The following is a 16,431-nucleotide window of genomic DNA, read 5'->3' on the forward strand; positions in this document are numbered from 1 at the left end:
TTATTTTTTTTGGGTCAAATCTACCGCCTGGTAGGGTTCGTAACGAGGGTTAATGGATTGCAAATAGCCCGAGGCTGCCGCCTGCTTGTTTTCTACAAAAGGGCGAACCTGGAATAACCACAGGTGATCATCTTTAAAGCCCATTTCCATATCATAAGTAATGGGTTCGCTGCCTTCTTCGCGAGGGTAATTGGCTTCTACAAAATCACTCAAATTTTTAATACTCGTGAGGTTACGGAGGTTTAACAAAGGCTTGGACAGGCGATCAAGTCCGCGATTGGTTCCGCCCGTTTGTGGCAGATAGAGGTAATTGACTTCCCGTGCCGGGCTCAGCATTGCGATGTGGCCAGTAGGGAAAATGGTATAGGTTTCGGCACGCTGGCCATCTACCGCCCCCCCTACTCCACGGCTGAAGGCCGCGGTGATCTCGTCTTCCCTACCATTGCTGACATTTTGGGTAATCACCACCCCGGAATAATCAACATTTACGCCAGGAATCACCAAAAGGGAAGGATAAACGTTTTCTGGATTGTTCAGATAACGCTGGCGCCACTTGAAGCTCCGTTCGGTGTAGGGCGAAATCCACACTTCTCGGATGCCCTGCCATATTTTTTGCTCATCACGAACGTTGAAGATGGTCTTATTCAAACCAGCACCGGTAAAGTCTTTGAGATCTTCCATGTTGGTATCACTCCGCAGGAAAACCGGCAATTCGCCGAAAGGCTGATTCAAAATACTGGCAAACGAGTCGCGAAACTCCTGCTGAAAACCTGGTAAAAACGGAATGGTTTCCAGCAAAGTACGTAGCTCACCAAGGTGGGCAAGTAAATTGGTTTCAATTTCTTCCTCGCTTTTGCCCGCCGAGCGTTCTTTTTCTGCGGTGGCAAAGCCTTGCTGCAAAAACGCCCAGTAAGTGAGGTCACGGCCAGGAATGGTCTGCTCCATGTGGGCTTTGAACAAGCCAAAGGGCAGCACAAAACCTTCCACCACCTGCTCGGGAAACATCTGTTTGAGCTGCCCCAGGTTGGCGGCTTTAGGGCCACACCAACGGCCAGAGGAAGCAGCATTCAGCTCCCGCATGTTGATGATCCGGCGGGTATCCAATTCCATCTTATCCAAGGGGACTGTCACTCGCTCCTCCTTGCGCTCCGCGACGGCGAAGAGTTCTTTTTCCTGATCTGACATTTTCTTGGCCAGTTTCAGGATAATGGTACCACCTGGAGAGACCGCGTAGAACACCTCTTCTCCATTCCAGTCTTTCAAGTCGTTGAGGTTGTCTTCGCTGAGCACCGCGTTGGGGATCGCCAGGTTTCGCGCAAGCAGCTGCACGTGGGAAACCATATTGCCTTCGGAGACCGTAGCGATTCCAGCAACGGGCTTAAGGTCGGCAGGCGGGTGATCAAAAACATAAATCTTAGTGGCGTCGATCTCCATGTCTTCACTGGCTTCATTGATGACCACCAATTCGCCTTTTGCAAAACCAGGATTTAGGCCACGCATGGTAGATGGGTTACTCAGCGCAGCAATATCATTCTTCAAATTGGCTTCCGCTGCCGCAAAAGCACTCAAGCGCTCTACCGACATTCCCAGTGGCAACAGTACCGATGAACGAATCAGGTCGTCGATGAAGGTACGCGCCTTGGGTTCGATGCTCGTAAACATCTCTAGTTCTTTTCCATAAAGGGAACGCGCCAGGTTGGTCGACCACTCCAGCAAGCGCCGCGATTGTTCCGCNCTGAACAGCAAAGCCCCTAGTGGCATCGTCGTACTATCCGGCACCGACCACTGATCGGAAGAATAGCGGTACCATTCCCAAGGGGCGAGGTAACCACTGGCAGCTGTGGCTTGTTCCAGATAGCAAATTTCTTCCAGCTGCTCCAAGACTGTAGCATTTTCTTGCTTACCAGCAGTCCGGTAGAGCACCTGCTCCAACATCAAACTGACGTCCATGGCCGCTAGCCGGTACGATCCCCGAGACAGGCTCATGATTTGATCCCGAATATCCCGCATCAGGTCGGAGGTTGCCGAAATGTGGGCAATATGAGGACTGTCTGTATTAAAATAAGCGAGGTAATCATTCACACTACCACGCAGCGGATGATCAGCGGGCAAACCTCTCAATAGTTGCTTGATTTCTTCGTAATGATCAAAGCTATAATGCTTCTCCATCACATCGATCAGCTCGTTCATTGTTTGTAGCTCTGTAGGCTTGAAGGCTGCTTCGTGTTCTGCTTTAAAAGCACGTACTGCCGCCAAATCCGTACGATCCGGCTGTCCGTGAATTTTCACCCGCAGGTTCATAAACTTGGTGTACGACTCGGAAAGCACTTTCGAGAGCGCCCGCATATCGATGGTGCCGGGGGTATCTTCGCGGTGCGGAACCCGTTGTACCGCTTGCCGCAACAGAAAGAAATTGTCTTCCAATTTATCTTCATCCGCCAAGGCCCAGATGAGGAAGTCTTTGCCCCATTTGAGTTCGTCTTCGATCTGGAAAGCTCCCCGATAAAATTGGCCACGTTCCAATATCCAGCCATTATCATTGAGCTGGAGGTACTTGTCGATCTGATACTGCTTGAGCATGGATTGCTGGAAGGGCTCGTCCCAAAAGTCGGATTTTTCGCCACCAGCGAGAATCTGTGCCGGAAAAAAATGGTAATCCTTACCGTAGCGGATCAGCTCTGGCGAAAGACGCGCACGCTGGATAGCGTCCTTATCATCGGGGCAAGGATCTTTGGGTTCACGAACCGTACCGTCGCTACAAAACCAGCGAATATCGCGGTAAGGCCCACGAATGAGGCCGCGCCATTCGGTGATCTGTTCCTTTACAGCTTCAGGGTTTTTTATTTCCTGAGCGATAAGGAACTGCGGCATTGTAAAGACGATAATAAATAAGAGGGAAAGCAGGCGTAATACCATCAGAAAGGATTTTCGGTAATTAATATCAAGATGCTTCAAGGTAACGAGAATTCAGAGTTTCAACGGTATGAATCTCTATTTTGTGCGCTACTGACGCAAGGTTTCCAAGCCGTATTTAGACGTAGGTAACCTTTCTGGGATACTTTTATTTATTACATAGTTTTTTTTTGAACCACTTAAGGCACATTAGTTTTTTTGAGGAAAATCACACCTCGCTCAGGATTGAATATATTTGTAAACAATCAACCATCAAAACCAGCTAACAATCAACCATCTAACCGACCTTCAGCCCCATCCCCGGCCCTTCCCATTGGCTAAAATGGCTTCGTTTCGGGAGGCGTGCCGCAGGGGAAGGGAGGCGTGGCACACGGATCTATTAGCCTGACTATCAACCATCAACACCACGAAGTAGCCGCGAAGCGAAACCATCAAAACCAGCTAACAATCAACCATCTAACTCTGCTCCTCCCCTACGAACCCATTATTGCCGGAAAAGCCATCAACGTCCATCTCATTTTGGAGTATTTGGCGTTTTTTCTGGCCTTCCGTTACTACGTCTTTCTGCGCAAGCGACAAGAGGATACGATCTCTACCGACAACCGCTTGTCTATCATTCTGGGAGCTATCCTTGGGGCGCTGGTGGGCTCGCGACTAGTGGGTTACCTGGAAAACCCCGTACTGATTTCCTCGCTTGAGCAGTTGCTACAATTGATGAATACCAAGACCATTATGGGCGGCTTGTTTGGCGGACTGTTGGGGGTAGAGATGGCCAAAAAGATGATTGGCGAAAAACAGTCCTCTGGTGATCTCTTTACCTTGCCTATCATTGTTGGCATTTTTATCGGTAGAATCGGTTGTTTCCTGATGGGGATTAAGGAATTTACCTATGGTGAAGTGACGACCTTCCCGCTCGGAATGGATCTGGGCGATGGCCTCTTGCGGCACCCGCTGGCTTTGTACGAACTCGTCTTTTTGGCAGGGTTATTTTGGTTACTAAAACACTTTCGCGAAACGAAAGACCTCGAAAACGGGATGCTGTTCAAGCTGTTTATGCTGTCCTATTTTGGCTTTCGTTTTTTGCTGGAATTCCTCAAACCCAATGTTTTCTTTGCGCTGGGGCTGAGTAGTATTCAATGGTTATGTGTAATTTGTTTTTTGTATTATCGTCGAGTGTTGGGTGTAAAAACAAGTGAGTGAAAATCTGTAATCTAAAGAAAAAAGAAGAACCAAATGTCAATTGATGATAAAAACGGATTTCGACTCTTAAACAGAGTGGTTGATATTGGCGCTAATAAAGACTTTTCTATCACTGAAATCAGGTATCTACAAGTAACGAATATTGCATCAATTCTAGGTGCAATATTTAATGCAGTTTGGTTACTAATTTCAATTTACCTCACTAGCTCCCCAATAATTTATGGAAGCAATGCATTTTTAGGATTGATGTTTCTAATTGTGTTAATTTTCAACAATAAAGGTTGGCGGGTACTGGCTACTATATGGCTTACAATTGCATCATATATATCAGTTCTCTTATTTCTTTATTTGTTGGGATACTCGTCAGGTGTTTCGGTCATTTGTTTCTTAATAATTATCCTGCCCTACATGACTTTTCCCCGAAAGGCAAGAAAACTAGCTCATGGTTTTAGTATACTGGCTTGCTTGACGTTGATTGTTACTGTATTACTTCAATCAAATATTAATGCTCATTATGATGAAGTAGATCCCTATTTATCACAAGTAGTCAATATCAGTATAACTGGATTCATTTGTCTCGCACTCATATGGAGTTTGTCTGTTCTAATTGACAGATCAGAGGAATCCTTAATGGCTGAACAGAAAAAATCAGATGATTTACTGCATAATATTCTACCGGTAAATGTAGCGAAGGATTTAAAAGAAACCGGTAGAACAATTCCCCAAAGGCACAAGAATGTGACTATACTATTTACTGACTTCAAGGGTTTTACGGAGTTAGTCGCATCCATTTCAGAAATCACTTTAGTCAATGAACTCAATGACATTTTTGGACGGTTCGATGAAATCGTTGAGGAGACAGGAGTTGAAAAAATTGAAACCATTGGTGATGCATATGTCGCTGCATCTGGCCTTAGAGAAGGGATAACTGAACATGCTATTAATTGCATTACAGCCGCACAACAAATGTTATACTACCTTGAGGAAAGAAATCGAAAACATGAAATAAAGTGGAGGATGAGAGTTGGGATACATTCCGGGCCTATTGTTGCTGGAGTAGTAGGAAAGAAAAAATTCAGATATGATCTTTTTGGAGATACAATTAATACGGCAAGCAGGATGGAGTCATCAGGAGAACCTGACAAAATAAATATTTCAGGACCGACTTATCAACTTGTCAAAAATGACATCGATTGCGAATACAGAGGGAGAATTCATGCTAAGGGAAAAGGAGAAATGGAAATGTACTTTGTGAAATAAATTGCAGCTAATAATGTGTATATCGATAGTGCTCCTAAAAGGTCGCACCGCAGCATACACGAGCAGTTAGCTGCAGTAAAAACAGGTAAATTTCCTACGCTTGAGAAAATTAAAGACTTCCCCTTTGCCGTAGTATATAGTCCTCCAAGGTAGGATTATAATCATCAAATTAAAACACTTAAAACGTATACGCCAGTCTAAACGATCTATAGCCAGCATCAAGCTTTAATGCAGCTTTCTTCGTTTTATTTCGGTTATTTCTATGGAAATAAGGGGTATAATACCCTATTAAACCTCCAATTCCAGCACCAAGAATAACATCGGTTAAAAAGTGTTTGGCTGCTTTTAAACGACCGTACGCTACAAATGTAGTAGCACCTCCAGCAATGGCTAAAGGAATAATTTTATTACGCTCCGGATACAAATCCTGATACACTCCAGCCATAAAAAAGAAAGACGTAGCGGTTACACCTACATGTCCACTATAGAAAGAATTAGACAACCTTACTCCGGTTCTCTTTTCAAGACCCAAGTCTTCATAATAAACAATCGGTCTGTTTTTGCGGTGAAATTGTGGAACGCCTAAAGTGTAAACGTTGGCATTTATGGCGTGGGCCTTTAAATACATCAAAGCATAATCTACAGCTTGATGTCTGATGCGTTTATCAGCAAACAAAATAACCGGTAAAAGGAGAGAGCTTCTCATTACAAAATCTGAACGTTCATGCCATCTATCAAAATTATCTGAATTTTGATCTAATGACCAACGTTCAAACTTTGGCACATCATTTCGGTCTAAGTTGAGTAAATCAGCTGCTGTCACTCTCGAACGATCATCCAAAATTTTCAACCCTACTGCATTGGTCACAAAACCTGCTCCTACGATGATTGAGGAGGTCAATCGGTTGATTTTATATAGCGGTTCTACGGTTTTGGTTGTATCTCTTGTTATTTGTCCAAATGCAGCTTGAAAACAAAACAAAGCTATAATGATGTAAAGGTACCTTGTCATTTATTATGGTTTTGGATAGCAAAAGTAGAGATTCTATTGAAAAGGGGGCATTTTCATGGATTAGAGGAACTTTGTTAGCCTTTTTATCGGATTAAGTAATATCTATGGATGCAAAGTGGAATATCGAGTCTGAATTAATAGTTTTTTTTAGAAAAAAGCATTAATTTATAAAAAGAAGTAAGTTGCCGCCAACTTTAGCGACTGCTCCACGCCCACGTTTAGTTGCGCCATGACATAAATACTAGACCTTTAGATAAGAGAAAAAACAAAACCATTGTTTGACCACAAAAAATACACGGAAATACTTCAATGGCATAACGGAATCGAACACTTCGATTATGACCTTTCAATTGATTGGGCTATTGAATTGATGCGTAATGGAATTGAAACAGAAAGCGTTTTAATAATTGCTTCTTTTCAAAAACCTGTAGATAGAGAAGAAATCAAACCCTATATTTCTGGTGCACTAAAAGAACTAAACCTAGAAGAGAAATATGGTGAACATTCAATAATTTCAAATGCACATTATCACCTCGAACAAATATTAAGTGATTATGAAATTCGAGGTAATTTGACAAAGCTTTACAAGTTGTGTTTAAATGCAAATTCCGATAAAAGACTGATGCCATTCTATTTACTTTATCACGGCTGGGATGAATTAGAACAAATTGGAGCAAATTACTACTTCGAAGGAGCTGACTTGAATAATATTGAAGACGTAATTAAAGAGCAAGCACAAATATGGATTGACAAATACATTCACGGTAACGAAGATAAAGCTGAACAAAAAATAGATTTATCAAAAAAGGAACCTAATAGTAAATCGATTTGGAAATCTGTTAAAACCTTTTGGAAATAGAAATCAATACGGCGTGCCACAATGTATCCAAAGTGCATTCCTCTCATTCTGTAGGCACAATATGGATGCTCCCCCCCTGGCCACAATAAAAAAACATAAAACAAACTGCAAGTGATGTATAAGAATCTCCTTTATTTCATTGTACTTCTCCAATTTTTTGTTTTTAGTTGTAGAGAAATGAAAAGTAAAAAACCTGAAGAGGCCTCAAAAATTGAGTTGAGTGATATTATTACAAAAGAGACCGAAGGTGGTTTTGAAATCTGCCTTGCAAGTCCAGTAAAGCCGCCATCTGCACGTGAGCTGAAGTTTGAAATTAGATTTAAAAATGGGGAAATAGTGAATAGTGTAAATGAGAAAGTATTAGCTACAGCAATAGAAGCAAAAAGGTGTTTTTATGTTGATGTGTATTATGGCAGCATTCATAGGAGAAATCTTAGAAGTCGTGATTTGGAGGTCAGGTCTATATTACAAAGTCACTGGCAAAAAGACTCAATTCAAAGCCTTAAAGTAACGGTCTACGAAAGTGCTTTCAGCGATAAAATTTATGGCGAAAAGACTTTTGACACAACCTATATCTCAAGGTTAAAATGATTTTTCGTTGACAAAAAGATATAGGTAGTATCGCACTAATTGATCTTGAAGAGACAAAGAAAGTTTTGAATTCATTAATGGTGTTCACCCTCAAAAAGCTCCCTTCGTTAAAGATAGCCAGCGGTAAAACCCTCTGCGACTCTGCGCAAAATACCTATTTTTGGATACGCTCCACAAATTCTAACAAATGCCTACCAGAAATTATACCTATTACGACTTCACCCTCAGCCTGTGCCCGCAGTGCCTCAAGCGGATTGATGCTAAAATTGTCTTTGAAGATGAGAAGGTCTACATGCTCAAACGTTGCCCCGAACATGGCCGTAGCAAAGTCTTGATCGCCGACGATATTGCGTACTACAAAAACATCCGCAACTACAACAAGCCCTCGGAGACGCCTTATAAATTCAATACCCAAACCCACTATGGCTGTCCTTACGATTGTGGTTTGTGCCCCGACCATGAGCAGCATTCTTGCCTTACTGTAGTGGAGGTGACCGATCGTTGCAATTTGAGTTGTCCGACCTGCTATGCAGGCTCCTCTCCTACTTATGGCCGACATCGTACTCTGGAGGAGATCAAAGCCATGCTCGACGCGGTGGTTGACAATGAAAAGGAACCCGATGTGGTGCAAATCAGTGGCGGCGAACCGACGATTCATCCGCAGTTTTTCGACATTCTGGATTACGCCAAGTCGCTGCCCATCAAGCACCTGATGCTTAACACCAACGGCATCATGATTGCCAAGGATCAGGCTTTCGCCGAAAGGCTGGCCACGTATCAGCCCGATTTTGAAATCTACCTACAGTTTGATTCTTTCAAAAAAGAAGTGCTGGAAACCATGCGCGGGGCCAACCTCACCAAGATCAGGGAAGAAGCCCTGGCTCGGCTCAACGCCCTGAACTTGTCGACGACCTTGGTAGTCACGCTACAAAAGCACCTCAACGACGATGAAATTGGCAAGATCATCGACTTTGCTTTAAAGCAAAAATGCGTGCGCGGTGTCACCTTGCAGCCTACCCAAATTGCCGGGCGATTAGAAAATTTTGATACCCAAACTGACCGTATCACCCTCACGGAGGTGCGCCGTAAAATATTGGAACAAACCGACGTTTTCCAGTCCGACGACCTCATTCCCGTACCCTGCAACCCGGACGCGCTCGTGATGGGCTACGCCCTCAAACTAGGCGACGAAGTGGTGCCGCTGACCCGCTACATCAACCCTACTGACCTGCTGGACAATAGCAAGAATACCATCATGTACGAGCAAGACGAGCAGCTCCACGGCAAGATGATCGAGCTCTTCTCCACCGGCAACTCGGTAGACAGTGCCAGCGAAAATCTGCATTCCATCTTGTGCTGCCTGCCCCGCATTGATGCGCCCAACCTGGGCTACGACAACCTCTTCCGCGTGATCATCATGCAGTTTATTGATGCTTACAATTTCGATGTGCGGGCCATCAAAAAATCCTGCGTCCACATCGTAAACAAAGACAACAAAATCATCCCGTTCGAGACCATGAACCTCTTCTACCGAGATGATAAACTTGATTACCTCAAAACCCTTCAAAACCAATCGTAATGATGTTACTTGAAGTTGGAAACCTCGGCGGCCTATTTCTTATGATTATTCTGATCATGCACTTGCCTGGTATTATTTTAACCATCATTGGCTTTATTATCAAGAAAAACAAGCCCAAAGCCGCGAAGGTCTTGTTTATCGTTGCTGGCGTATCTGTTCTGATTAGTTATGGGATTTGTGGGAGTATGATGGTGTAGTAGTTAAAAATTACTTCTTACTTTTGCTCCCCTATGCTAGCAAAACTTATTCTTATTCGGGCTTGTACTTACGATCTGGCGGAACTGGATTTTAGCCACGGCGACGCCATGCAGCTGGTGGGCGGCAATAATGTGGGCAAAAGCTCGATGATTTACGCGCTCAACTTTCTGTTTGTCATCAACCGCAAGCGGATGTCGTTTATGGGACGTAAACCGGCGGATAAAACCACCATGGAGTACTATTTCCCTACAGCAGAGAGTAGTTTTGTGGTCTTTGAAATCAGCAAGCGAGGGCGAAAATATTGCATCCTCGTTTGGCGCGACGGCAGCGGCAGTGCTTGCTATGGTCGACTGGAACATGCTTACGAACGCAGCTTGTTTTTTGAAGAAGATAACGATGGTCTCCAACCGCTCAGCCTCAGTGCGCTGCGACGTAAATGGCTGCTGCAAGGCATCAAACTGACGATACTCAAGAACAATCCGGAGATTTTTCGCACGGTTTACCACACAGGTAAGGCCAACGATGCGGCGGTCTGGCTGCGCAGTAGTGGCCACGGGCGCGGCGCGGAAGGGTTTAGTAAACTGTACCGCTACCTGATTGATACGCGCCTGATTGATGATACCGCACTGCGCGAGATTTTGCTACTGGCCGACCATCGTAGTGAAGACAAACTCAGCTACAGCGGCATCAACCTCTCTGATATTGAGCGGTTGCGCAAGCTGAAGGCACAGGCCGACCTGCTGCATAAAAACCAGGAAAAATTCACCCAATTCCGCGACGGCTACCTGCGGCTGGCCAGCGACCAGGAGGAACTCAACCAGATGGCCGCGGCTTTCCGTTTCCACTCGACGCAGATACGTGCCGAAATGGAGGTCAATCAACACCGCTACCAGGAGGATTTGCTCAACGGACAGGAGCAACTAGCGCTTATCCAATCCAGCTTCCAGGAAGTGCAGCGCGAAATCGGGGTGCTACAGGAACAAATGCGCAGCGGAAAACAGCAGTTGGAGCATATCCAAAAATCAATTGCGGAGATCAAGGCCCTGCCAACGGAGGATTTTCTGCATAACAGCAGCGAGAATATCCAGGCGGCTGTCAATAATCTACAGTTTCAGTTGACGGAACTGGGCCAACTGAAACTCAGCCCTGCCGAATTAAAGGCTCGGATTACAAAATCTCAACGGCAGATTGCTCAACTGAGCCAACAACGAGATAACCTTGCCAACTGGTTGATCTTTCACCTTGCTGAAAAAGAAGAAGACCGGCAGCTGCTCAACGCAGTATTGAGTCCGGCAACGGCGCGTTTGGATGCGGCTGCTTTGCGCAAAAAAATCACCAGCACCGACGCTTTGATCAAGCTTTTTGACGGTGCGCTGGAGCTACCTAAAGACTTCAAGCTGCCCGAGCTGCCCAACCCCGAGCAAATTGCGGCAGAAATAGCCGAGGAACAAGAAAAACTCACCCGCAACGAGCGCCTGCTGCAAGCCGCTCAAAACCGTGCGGAACTAGAAAAGGAAGTTCAGAATAACCGGCAAAAACTGGCAAATATCCAGTCGCAGTTACAGCAAATCGCCAATTTGCCCCAATTGGAAAGTAAAGCCAATGCACATACTGCCACCCAAAAAGACCAAGCGGCGCAACTGGAAACCCTGGAGAGTGACAGCCGCCGCCTGACCGAAGACTTGCGCTTGCGCAATCAGGAACAGGAACTCCTGCGGGAAAAACAACGGGAATACAAAAATCGCGAGCAGCGGATTATGGGTTGGTTGCGAAAGCTGGAAAGTTTTCAACTCGACACCCAGAAAACAAGCTACACACCTAGCGGCCAAGCGGCCCCCGAGTTGGAGCGCTTGTTTAACGAACTGGAAAAGCGCTACCTCCAACTCAAGGAATTACTCAACAGCACCCGCAACGACTTTGGATTTCTACGACGAGACTTGCTTTCTGAAACCGCTGACGAAGCGACTTTCATTGAAGAAACCGACCAGGCTTATCAGGGACTCGACGATCAGGAAAAGGTCATCGACTCGCTGGTGGATAGCATTGGCCAGCGTTTTGCCAATCCGGCAGCCGACTTTCTGCATCAGTACGGGTTGTTCCGTGACTTCATCAACCAGAAATTTAATCGGAGCTTGGCCAAGTTGCATATTTCCAACATCGAAGCCCTCCGCATTGAGCTGGTGCCCAATGACCGGCTGCAAACCGACCTCCGCAAAATTAGCGAGATGGACCTGAGCAGCAACAGCCTTTTTGGTAGCGAACGGGGTGGCCTCACTGTCTTGCGGCGCTACATCGAGCAGGGCAAAGACATTGCCTTCAGCGACCTGTTTAGCCTACAGCTCAAACTGACCATCGCCGGCAAAGAGAAGACCGTAGACCTGAGCAAACAGGTAGAAAGCGATGGTACTGACCGGATGCTGCGCCTCGTGATCGTGATGCAGGTGATCAGTCGCCTCGTGGATTTGAGCCCTGAAAATCGGATCGTCATGTTCATTGACGAAATCGCGACCATCGACGGGAAGAACCGACCGCAGCTGGTCGATTTTTGCCGAGAGCACCACTTCTACCCCATCTTCGCCGCCCCGGAAATGGTGGAAGGCTTTGACCGTTACGTACTCATCAACCGAATGTCCAACAAGCGTTTGGTGGTAGAGGAAGGAAAACACTACGTCGATGTCGAAAGAAACTGAACTCCGCACCTTTAGTCGATTGGCTGCTGGCGAGCAGTTGGCCTGGGGCAGTGTGCCCAAATCGGTCAAAAACGGCAATTCCTTAGGCGAATTGCTAGCGACAAGCGTGTTGACAAAAGTACGGCGCGGTGCCGGACAAGCACTGATGGCCGCCGACTTGGCTGCGTTGGAACGCTTTATGGACAATCGTTTCCCCGGACGACATACCGCCTCTGCCGGAGACGGCATTGCCAATGTAAAACGCTACCGCGACAGCAAAGGTGGCAAAAAAGAAAGTATTGGCGTGGTGCTTTTACGCGGCTGGCAAACGATATCCGTCAATGGAGAGCAGGTAGACCTGGCTTACTTCACAGCACATTTTTCTAGCTTTTCGGTCGTAAAACCACAGTTGAAAGTGGAGAAACTGTGCTTGGTTGAAAACCTGGACACCTTTGTAGAGGCAGAGCGACTATTGGGTAAAGAATGGATTTTTGCACACACCTACGGACGCCTTGGCCTCAAAACTTTAGCAGGTTTACAAGCCAAAGAAATACTGCATTTTGGCGATTGGGACTTTACCGGATTGGATGAATATTTGCGTTTTCGCGAACAGTTTCCACAAACAAGACTCTACCTCCCAGAAGATTTAGACACGCTGTGGGCAACCAAATCCAAGCCTCTGAAAAAAGGAGCCGTGATCACCAAACGCCTGCAAGGCAGTGATGATCCTGATGCACTTCGCATCTTGTCTTTATTGAGTAAAACCAATAAGTTTTTGGAGCAGCAAGCCGTATTTTCAGCACAAAAACCAGCGCTATGATCTTGAAAGCAGAACCAAGGACGATCATGCGCTTTATCGAAGACAACTTCGAGTCGTTGAGCCAGTTGTACCGTATCCAGCTGAAGAAAAACCTCATTCCGACAGAGAGCTTTGAGGAGGTTACGCGCCACAAGGGAGATATTGTGACGCGGCGATTATCGGCCTTCAAAATCCTGCGCCCAGTGGGGGATGACTACCGCCTGGCAGAAGAAGTAGGTGCTTATTTGGGTTTCCTGATGCAGGAATTTAAGCCGCTGTTGCCGGAACAGTTGCGGCGCTACCATACGTCTATCCAGGATGTCTATGAACTGCTGACCATCCGCCCGGATTTGGAAGACAAAACCCGCAGTTTGCGGCTGGAACACCTCTACAACGAGGTGCAGAGTTTCCTGGACAATGTGACCAACAACACCTACACCCTGCTCAAACGCAGTCAGCGACTGAAGGTGAACCGCCAGCAGATGACCTACTCCGAGCGAGTGAAGGAGGCACGCCTGTTGATAGAGCAATACATCGACCCGCTCAACCAGATTGTAAACCTCAATGATGCCAACTCCATCGCGTCGCTGCTGCAAAATATCGGTCGCGACATCAACCTGGACCGGATGGCCAACTACCCACCTTCCGTCATTGAACGCTACGAGCAGCTGGACAATCTCTTGCGGCAAGTAAACACCCGTCTGCAACGCGAGAGCGACGTTATCCGCCGAGAGCTTACCCCCCTGATTGAGCGAATCAAACGCGAGAGTGAAGTTTTGGGCGGCTGGCTGGTATTTTTAGAGCGCCCGCTCTTGCTTTCTGTTCCTGATTTCGCGAAACGGAACCCACAAAACATCTTCGGTGACCAAACGGCTGCCGACCTCAAAATCTACATGGAGCAGTTCCAGCAACAACGGCAAGCTGCCCGTATCAAGTTATCGGACGGGCCTGTGGTGCAGGAAACGCCCCTGCTGGATCGCCAATTGTATCGCAAGCGAATGAAAGCAGCCTTACCTATCAGCGACTTTTTCACCTGGTGCCTAAAGGCAATTGCAGATCACCCCGCCGAAAGGCAAGAAAGCGATCTTTTTGAACTGACCAGCCTGCTTTTCAGCTCCGAAGAACAATACGAATTGGTCTTCAGTGGCCAGCGGCAGCGCGTGCGCCTCAATGAACAATACTATACCCTGCCGCTTTTCCAAGTGACGATAAAACCAGAAGAACAATGACCTATCCACCAGCGCATTACGAGATTGTTAAGGCCTTGCTCTCCGAGGGACGCTTTCTGTTGGAGGGCGAAGCCGCTTTTTTGTCCTTACGGGAAAACAAGGATTTTTACACCAAATTCTTCCACGAATCCTTCCGACTGGAGGTGAGTATCACCGCCGACTATGCCCTTTTGAAGAGCAGCAAAGATTCGGATAATGTAGCGCGTTCGATCTGCGTTTATCTGGCCATCCTTTGTTACGAGCTTGATCATCAAGATGGAAATCTATTGGAGATTTTGTCCTTCAACACCTTTTCCATCACCGAATGGGAAGACCGTTTTGAGCAATCATCCTACTACAATGTCATGGAAGCTACGGATCGCTTGCGCAATGCCAATCAGCGACAAAAGTTTTACCAGTTGCTAGCCCGTCGTGGCCTCATCAAGCGTATTGATGACGACCTGTTTCAGTTTACACCAGCGCATAGGTACTTTTTGGAGTATGCGCGGGAGTTGAATATGCGGGAGATGATGGCGCAAAAGGAAGCGTGACTATGATTTTTAGGATTAGGAGATTAACTTGATTTCTTGGACACACAACCGCACACAAAATCAAGAAAATCATGCTCAATCATGGTTTAGACAAATGATGGGAAGCCCAGTCTACATCTTCAAATCTCCTCCCTCCCCCCGTCATGCAAAAGGCGGTAGTACTTTCCTCCTTTAATCAGCAGGCCTTCTGATTGCTTGTTGGGCCAGTTTTGATGGTAATCATTAGGATGATTGACGTCGATACCGATCACCCGGCCAGCGAAGCTACGATTGACTTTAGATTGGATCGTATGGCCTACGACTACAGCTTTGGCGTTGAATTTATCCAGCGGCGCATCCACCTGCTCCTGGGTCAAGTCTTCTCTAAAGTAGCCGCGATACCAGCAGACGCCCGTCCGATTGGAGAGCACTAATTGCTCGGCATTCTTTTCGGCTTTAGGGAAATAAGGCAAGTAATAATTGGCGCGATTGATGGCATTGATCTCGGATAAGCTTACCTCGGTGGTTGCCAAATCGGGGTGCAGACCGCCGTGTACGAAAAGATGACCGTTGATCAGTTCAACTGTATTCTTGCTAGCCATCCATCGGCCCAAAAAGGAATTGGCATCAAGCAAATGATGTATTTGCTTGCCTAATATGGCTGCTACGCCAAAGTACTTGGGCGAGGCAGATTCAAACTTGCCCTGTATGTTCTTTAGCTCATGGTTGCCTATTATGTAATGTACCTTGCCACCATACTTTGTGGCTTCCTGTTCCAGTTTGTAAATGAACCAAAGCACTTGGGTTGTCGAATAGCCCCGATCAACAAAGTCTCCGACCAGCACCAGGTGCCCTTTGCCGAATGCCCAGTTTAAGTCGGCATCAATCACCTGCTGGTGGATCAGAAAATTGCGGAACGTTTTGTAACCACTCTCGATATCAGAAATCGCCACGATGGGTTGCTCGTCCTCAAAAGTGGTAGATGGTATTTCATGTTTCGTGTTGATGACCATATCAAAACTGCTGCTATCCAGCGGAAATGGACACGTAAGTGAGAAGGAAGAATCCGCTGGGTAAAGCTCTTGATCGACATAAAACCCATCGTCTTTATTTCCTCTGATATAATTGACGGTCAGTATCGTATCATTTTCATAAAAAAGGTAAGGGCCTTCGCCATCCAGATTTCTCATCAGCGGATTATCGCCGTAATGGACAGCGCCATTTTCTTTAAGGAGTATCACCACTCCGATGGCGAGTAATACCAAAATCGTGAGTCCAATATGCTTGAAGTAGCGTAAGATTCGTTTTTTCATCGTGTATATTTTTGATGTAAAAGGATATGAAGTAGGTTCGTGTGCCCACCCTTCACACGAAGGGTGGGGCTAGAGTGTCCAATCTGGTGCTTTTCTGATGCGACGGATTTTAGCGCTTTCTTGACAGGCTAAATTGTTATGTAAAGTTGCCCTCAGCCAGGTTGCGCGGGCTTCAATCCGTACCTACTAGAACGGAGAGAACTCCTTGCGGGCTAAAGCCACGCGTAACATGAATTAGCGGCAAGGTAGAGGCAGGACAGTACTGGGACTAACAACTGGGATGTACATGTACAGGGTAGT

At 46.3% G+C, this 16,431-nt stretch carries 13 protein-coding genes; 10 read left to right on the top strand and 3 right to left on the bottom strand.

Features of this window, described 5'->3' with window-relative positions:
- Positions 1 to 2,916: a PEP/pyruvate-binding domain-containing protein gene (locus tag A3EU_RS0107830; RefSeq protein WP_020535589.1), complete on the bottom strand. Its 2,916-nt coding sequence runs from the start codon at positions 2,914 to 2,916 to the stop codon at positions 1 to 3.
- Between the two features lie 360 nt (positions 2,917 to 3,276).
- Between A3EU_RS0107830 and A3EU_RS0107835 the strand changes: the two genes are divergently transcribed.
- Together A3EU_RS0107835 and A3EU_RS0107840 are read left to right on the top strand one after the other, a co-directional pair.
- Positions 3,277 to 4,113 (top strand): prolipoprotein diacylglyceryl transferase, encoded by an 837-nt coding sequence (locus A3EU_RS0107835; RefSeq protein ID WP_211213912.1) that lies wholly within the window; start codon positions 3,277 to 3,279, stop codon positions 4,111 to 4,113.
- 33 nt (positions 4,114 to 4,146) lie between these two features.
- On the top strand, positions 4,147 to 5,373 hold the full coding sequence (locus A3EU_RS0107840) for an adenylate/guanylate cyclase domain-containing protein (protein ID WP_020535591.1): 1,227 nt from the start codon (positions 4,147 to 4,149) through the stop codon (positions 5,371 to 5,373).
- Between the two features lie 178 nt (positions 5,374 to 5,551).
- Here the strand turns inward: A3EU_RS0107840 and A3EU_RS0107845 are convergent, their stop codons facing one another.
- Positions 5,552 to 6,385: a phosphatase PAP2 family protein gene (locus tag A3EU_RS0107845; protein WP_020535592.1), complete on the bottom strand. Its 834-nt coding sequence runs from the start codon at positions 6,383 to 6,385 to the stop codon at positions 5,552 to 5,554.
- Positions 6,386 to 6,659: 274 nt separating this feature from the next.
- On the opposite strand from A3EU_RS0107845, the gene A3EU_RS0107850 reads away from it, so the two are divergent.
- From A3EU_RS0107850 to A3EU_RS0107885, 8 genes are all read left to right on the top strand, one after another.
- Positions 6,660 to 7,244, top strand: coding sequence for a hypothetical protein (locus A3EU_RS0107850; protein ID WP_020535593.1), 585 nt, complete (start codon positions 6,660 to 6,662; stop codon positions 7,242 to 7,244).
- Between the two features lie 177 nt (positions 7,245 to 7,421).
- A complete protein-coding gene (locus A3EU_RS0107855; RefSeq protein WP_211213913.1) occupies positions 7,422 to 7,835 on the top strand; it encodes a hypothetical protein in 414 nt (137 codons plus the stop codon).
- Between the two features lie 187 nt (positions 7,836 to 8,022).
- Positions 8,023 to 9,414: a radical SAM protein gene (locus A3EU_RS0107860; RefSeq protein WP_020535595.1), complete on the top strand. Its 1,392-nt coding sequence runs from the start codon at positions 8,023 to 8,025 to the stop codon at positions 9,412 to 9,414.
- Positions 9,414 to 9,611: a hypothetical protein gene (locus A3EU_RS0107865; RefSeq protein WP_020535596.1), complete on the top strand. Its 198-nt coding sequence runs from the start codon at positions 9,414 to 9,416 to the stop codon at positions 9,609 to 9,611. The genes A3EU_RS0107860 and A3EU_RS0107865 overlap by 1 nt, the downstream gene beginning before the upstream one ends.
- Positions 9,612 to 9,644: 33 nt before the next feature.
- Positions 9,645 to 12,302, top strand: a complete 2,658-nt coding sequence (locus A3EU_RS0107870) for a hypothetical protein (RefSeq protein WP_020535597.1) — start codon at positions 9,645 to 9,647, stop codon at positions 12,300 to 12,302.
- Positions 12,286 to 13,101 carry a Wadjet anti-phage system protein JetD domain-containing protein gene (locus A3EU_RS0107875; RefSeq protein ID WP_020535598.1) on the top strand — a complete coding sequence of 272 codons (816 nt, stop codon included), beginning with the start codon at positions 12,286 to 12,288 and terminating at the stop codon, positions 13,099 to 13,101. The genes A3EU_RS0107870 and A3EU_RS0107875 overlap by 17 nt, the downstream gene beginning before the upstream one ends.
- Positions 13,098 to 14,309 (top strand): 50S ribosomal protein L7ae, encoded by a 1,212-nt coding sequence (locus A3EU_RS0107880; protein ID WP_020535599.1) that lies wholly within the window; start codon positions 13,098 to 13,100, stop codon positions 14,307 to 14,309. Before A3EU_RS0107875 ends, A3EU_RS0107880 begins: the two co-directional genes overlap by 4 nt.
- Complete coding sequence (locus A3EU_RS0107885; RefSeq protein WP_020535600.1) at positions 14,306 to 14,839, top strand: condensin complex protein MksE; 534 nt, start codon at positions 14,306 to 14,308, stop codon at positions 14,837 to 14,839. Before A3EU_RS0107880 ends, A3EU_RS0107885 begins: the two co-directional genes overlap by 4 nt.
- A 119-nt stretch (positions 14,840 to 14,958) precedes the next feature.
- On the opposite strand, the gene A3EU_RS0107890 is transcribed toward A3EU_RS0107885, so the two are convergent.
- Positions 14,959 to 16,131, bottom strand: a complete 1,173-nt coding sequence (locus A3EU_RS0107890) for a metallophosphoesterase (RefSeq protein ID WP_020535601.1) — start codon at positions 16,129 to 16,131, stop codon at positions 14,959 to 14,961.
- Between the last annotated feature and the right edge of the window lie 300 nt (positions 16,132 to 16,431).

The sequence above is a fragment of the Lewinella cohaerens DSM 23179 genome (genome assembly GCF_000379805.1).
GTDB classification, from domain to species: Bacteria; Bacteroidota; Bacteroidia; order Chitinophagales; family Saprospiraceae; genus Lewinella; species Lewinella cohaerens.

Bases quoted from the DNA above. Each gene is read 5' to 3' on its own strand.
- A3EU_RS0107865 (WP_020535596.1), top strand. From the start codon at position 9,414: ATGATGTTACTTGAAGTTGGAAACCTCGGCGGCCTATTTCTTATGATT.
- A3EU_RS0107845 (WP_020535592.1), bottom strand. From the start codon at position 6,385: ATGACAAGGTACCTTTACATCATTATAGCTTTGTTTTGTTTTCAAGCT.
- A3EU_RS0107870 (WP_020535597.1), top strand. From the start codon at position 9,645: ATGCTAGCAAAACTTATTCTTATTCGGGCTTGTACTTACGATCTGGCG.
- A3EU_RS0107890 (WP_020535601.1), bottom strand. From the start codon at position 16,131: ATGAAAAAACGAATCTTACGCTACTTCAAGCATATTGGACTCACGATT.
- A3EU_RS0107875 (WP_020535598.1), top strand. From the start codon at position 12,286: ATGTCGAAAGAAACTGAACTCCGCACCTTTAGTCGATTGGCTGCTGGC.
- A3EU_RS0107885 (WP_020535600.1), top strand. From the start codon at position 14,306: ATGACCTATCCACCAGCGCATTACGAGATTGTTAAGGCCTTGCTCTCC.
- A3EU_RS0107880 (WP_020535599.1), top strand. From the start codon at position 13,098: ATGATCTTGAAAGCAGAACCAAGGACGATCATGCGCTTTATCGAAGAC.
- A3EU_RS0107840 (WP_020535591.1), top strand. From the start codon at position 4,147: ATGTCAATTGATGATAAAAACGGATTTCGACTCTTAAACAGAGTGGTT.
- A3EU_RS0107855 (WP_211213913.1), top strand. From the start codon at position 7,422: ATGAAAAGTAAAAAACCTGAAGAGGCCTCAAAAATTGAGTTGAGTGAT.
- A3EU_RS0107860 (WP_020535595.1), top strand. From the start codon at position 8,023: ATGCCTACCAGAAATTATACCTATTACGACTTCACCCTCAGCCTGTGC.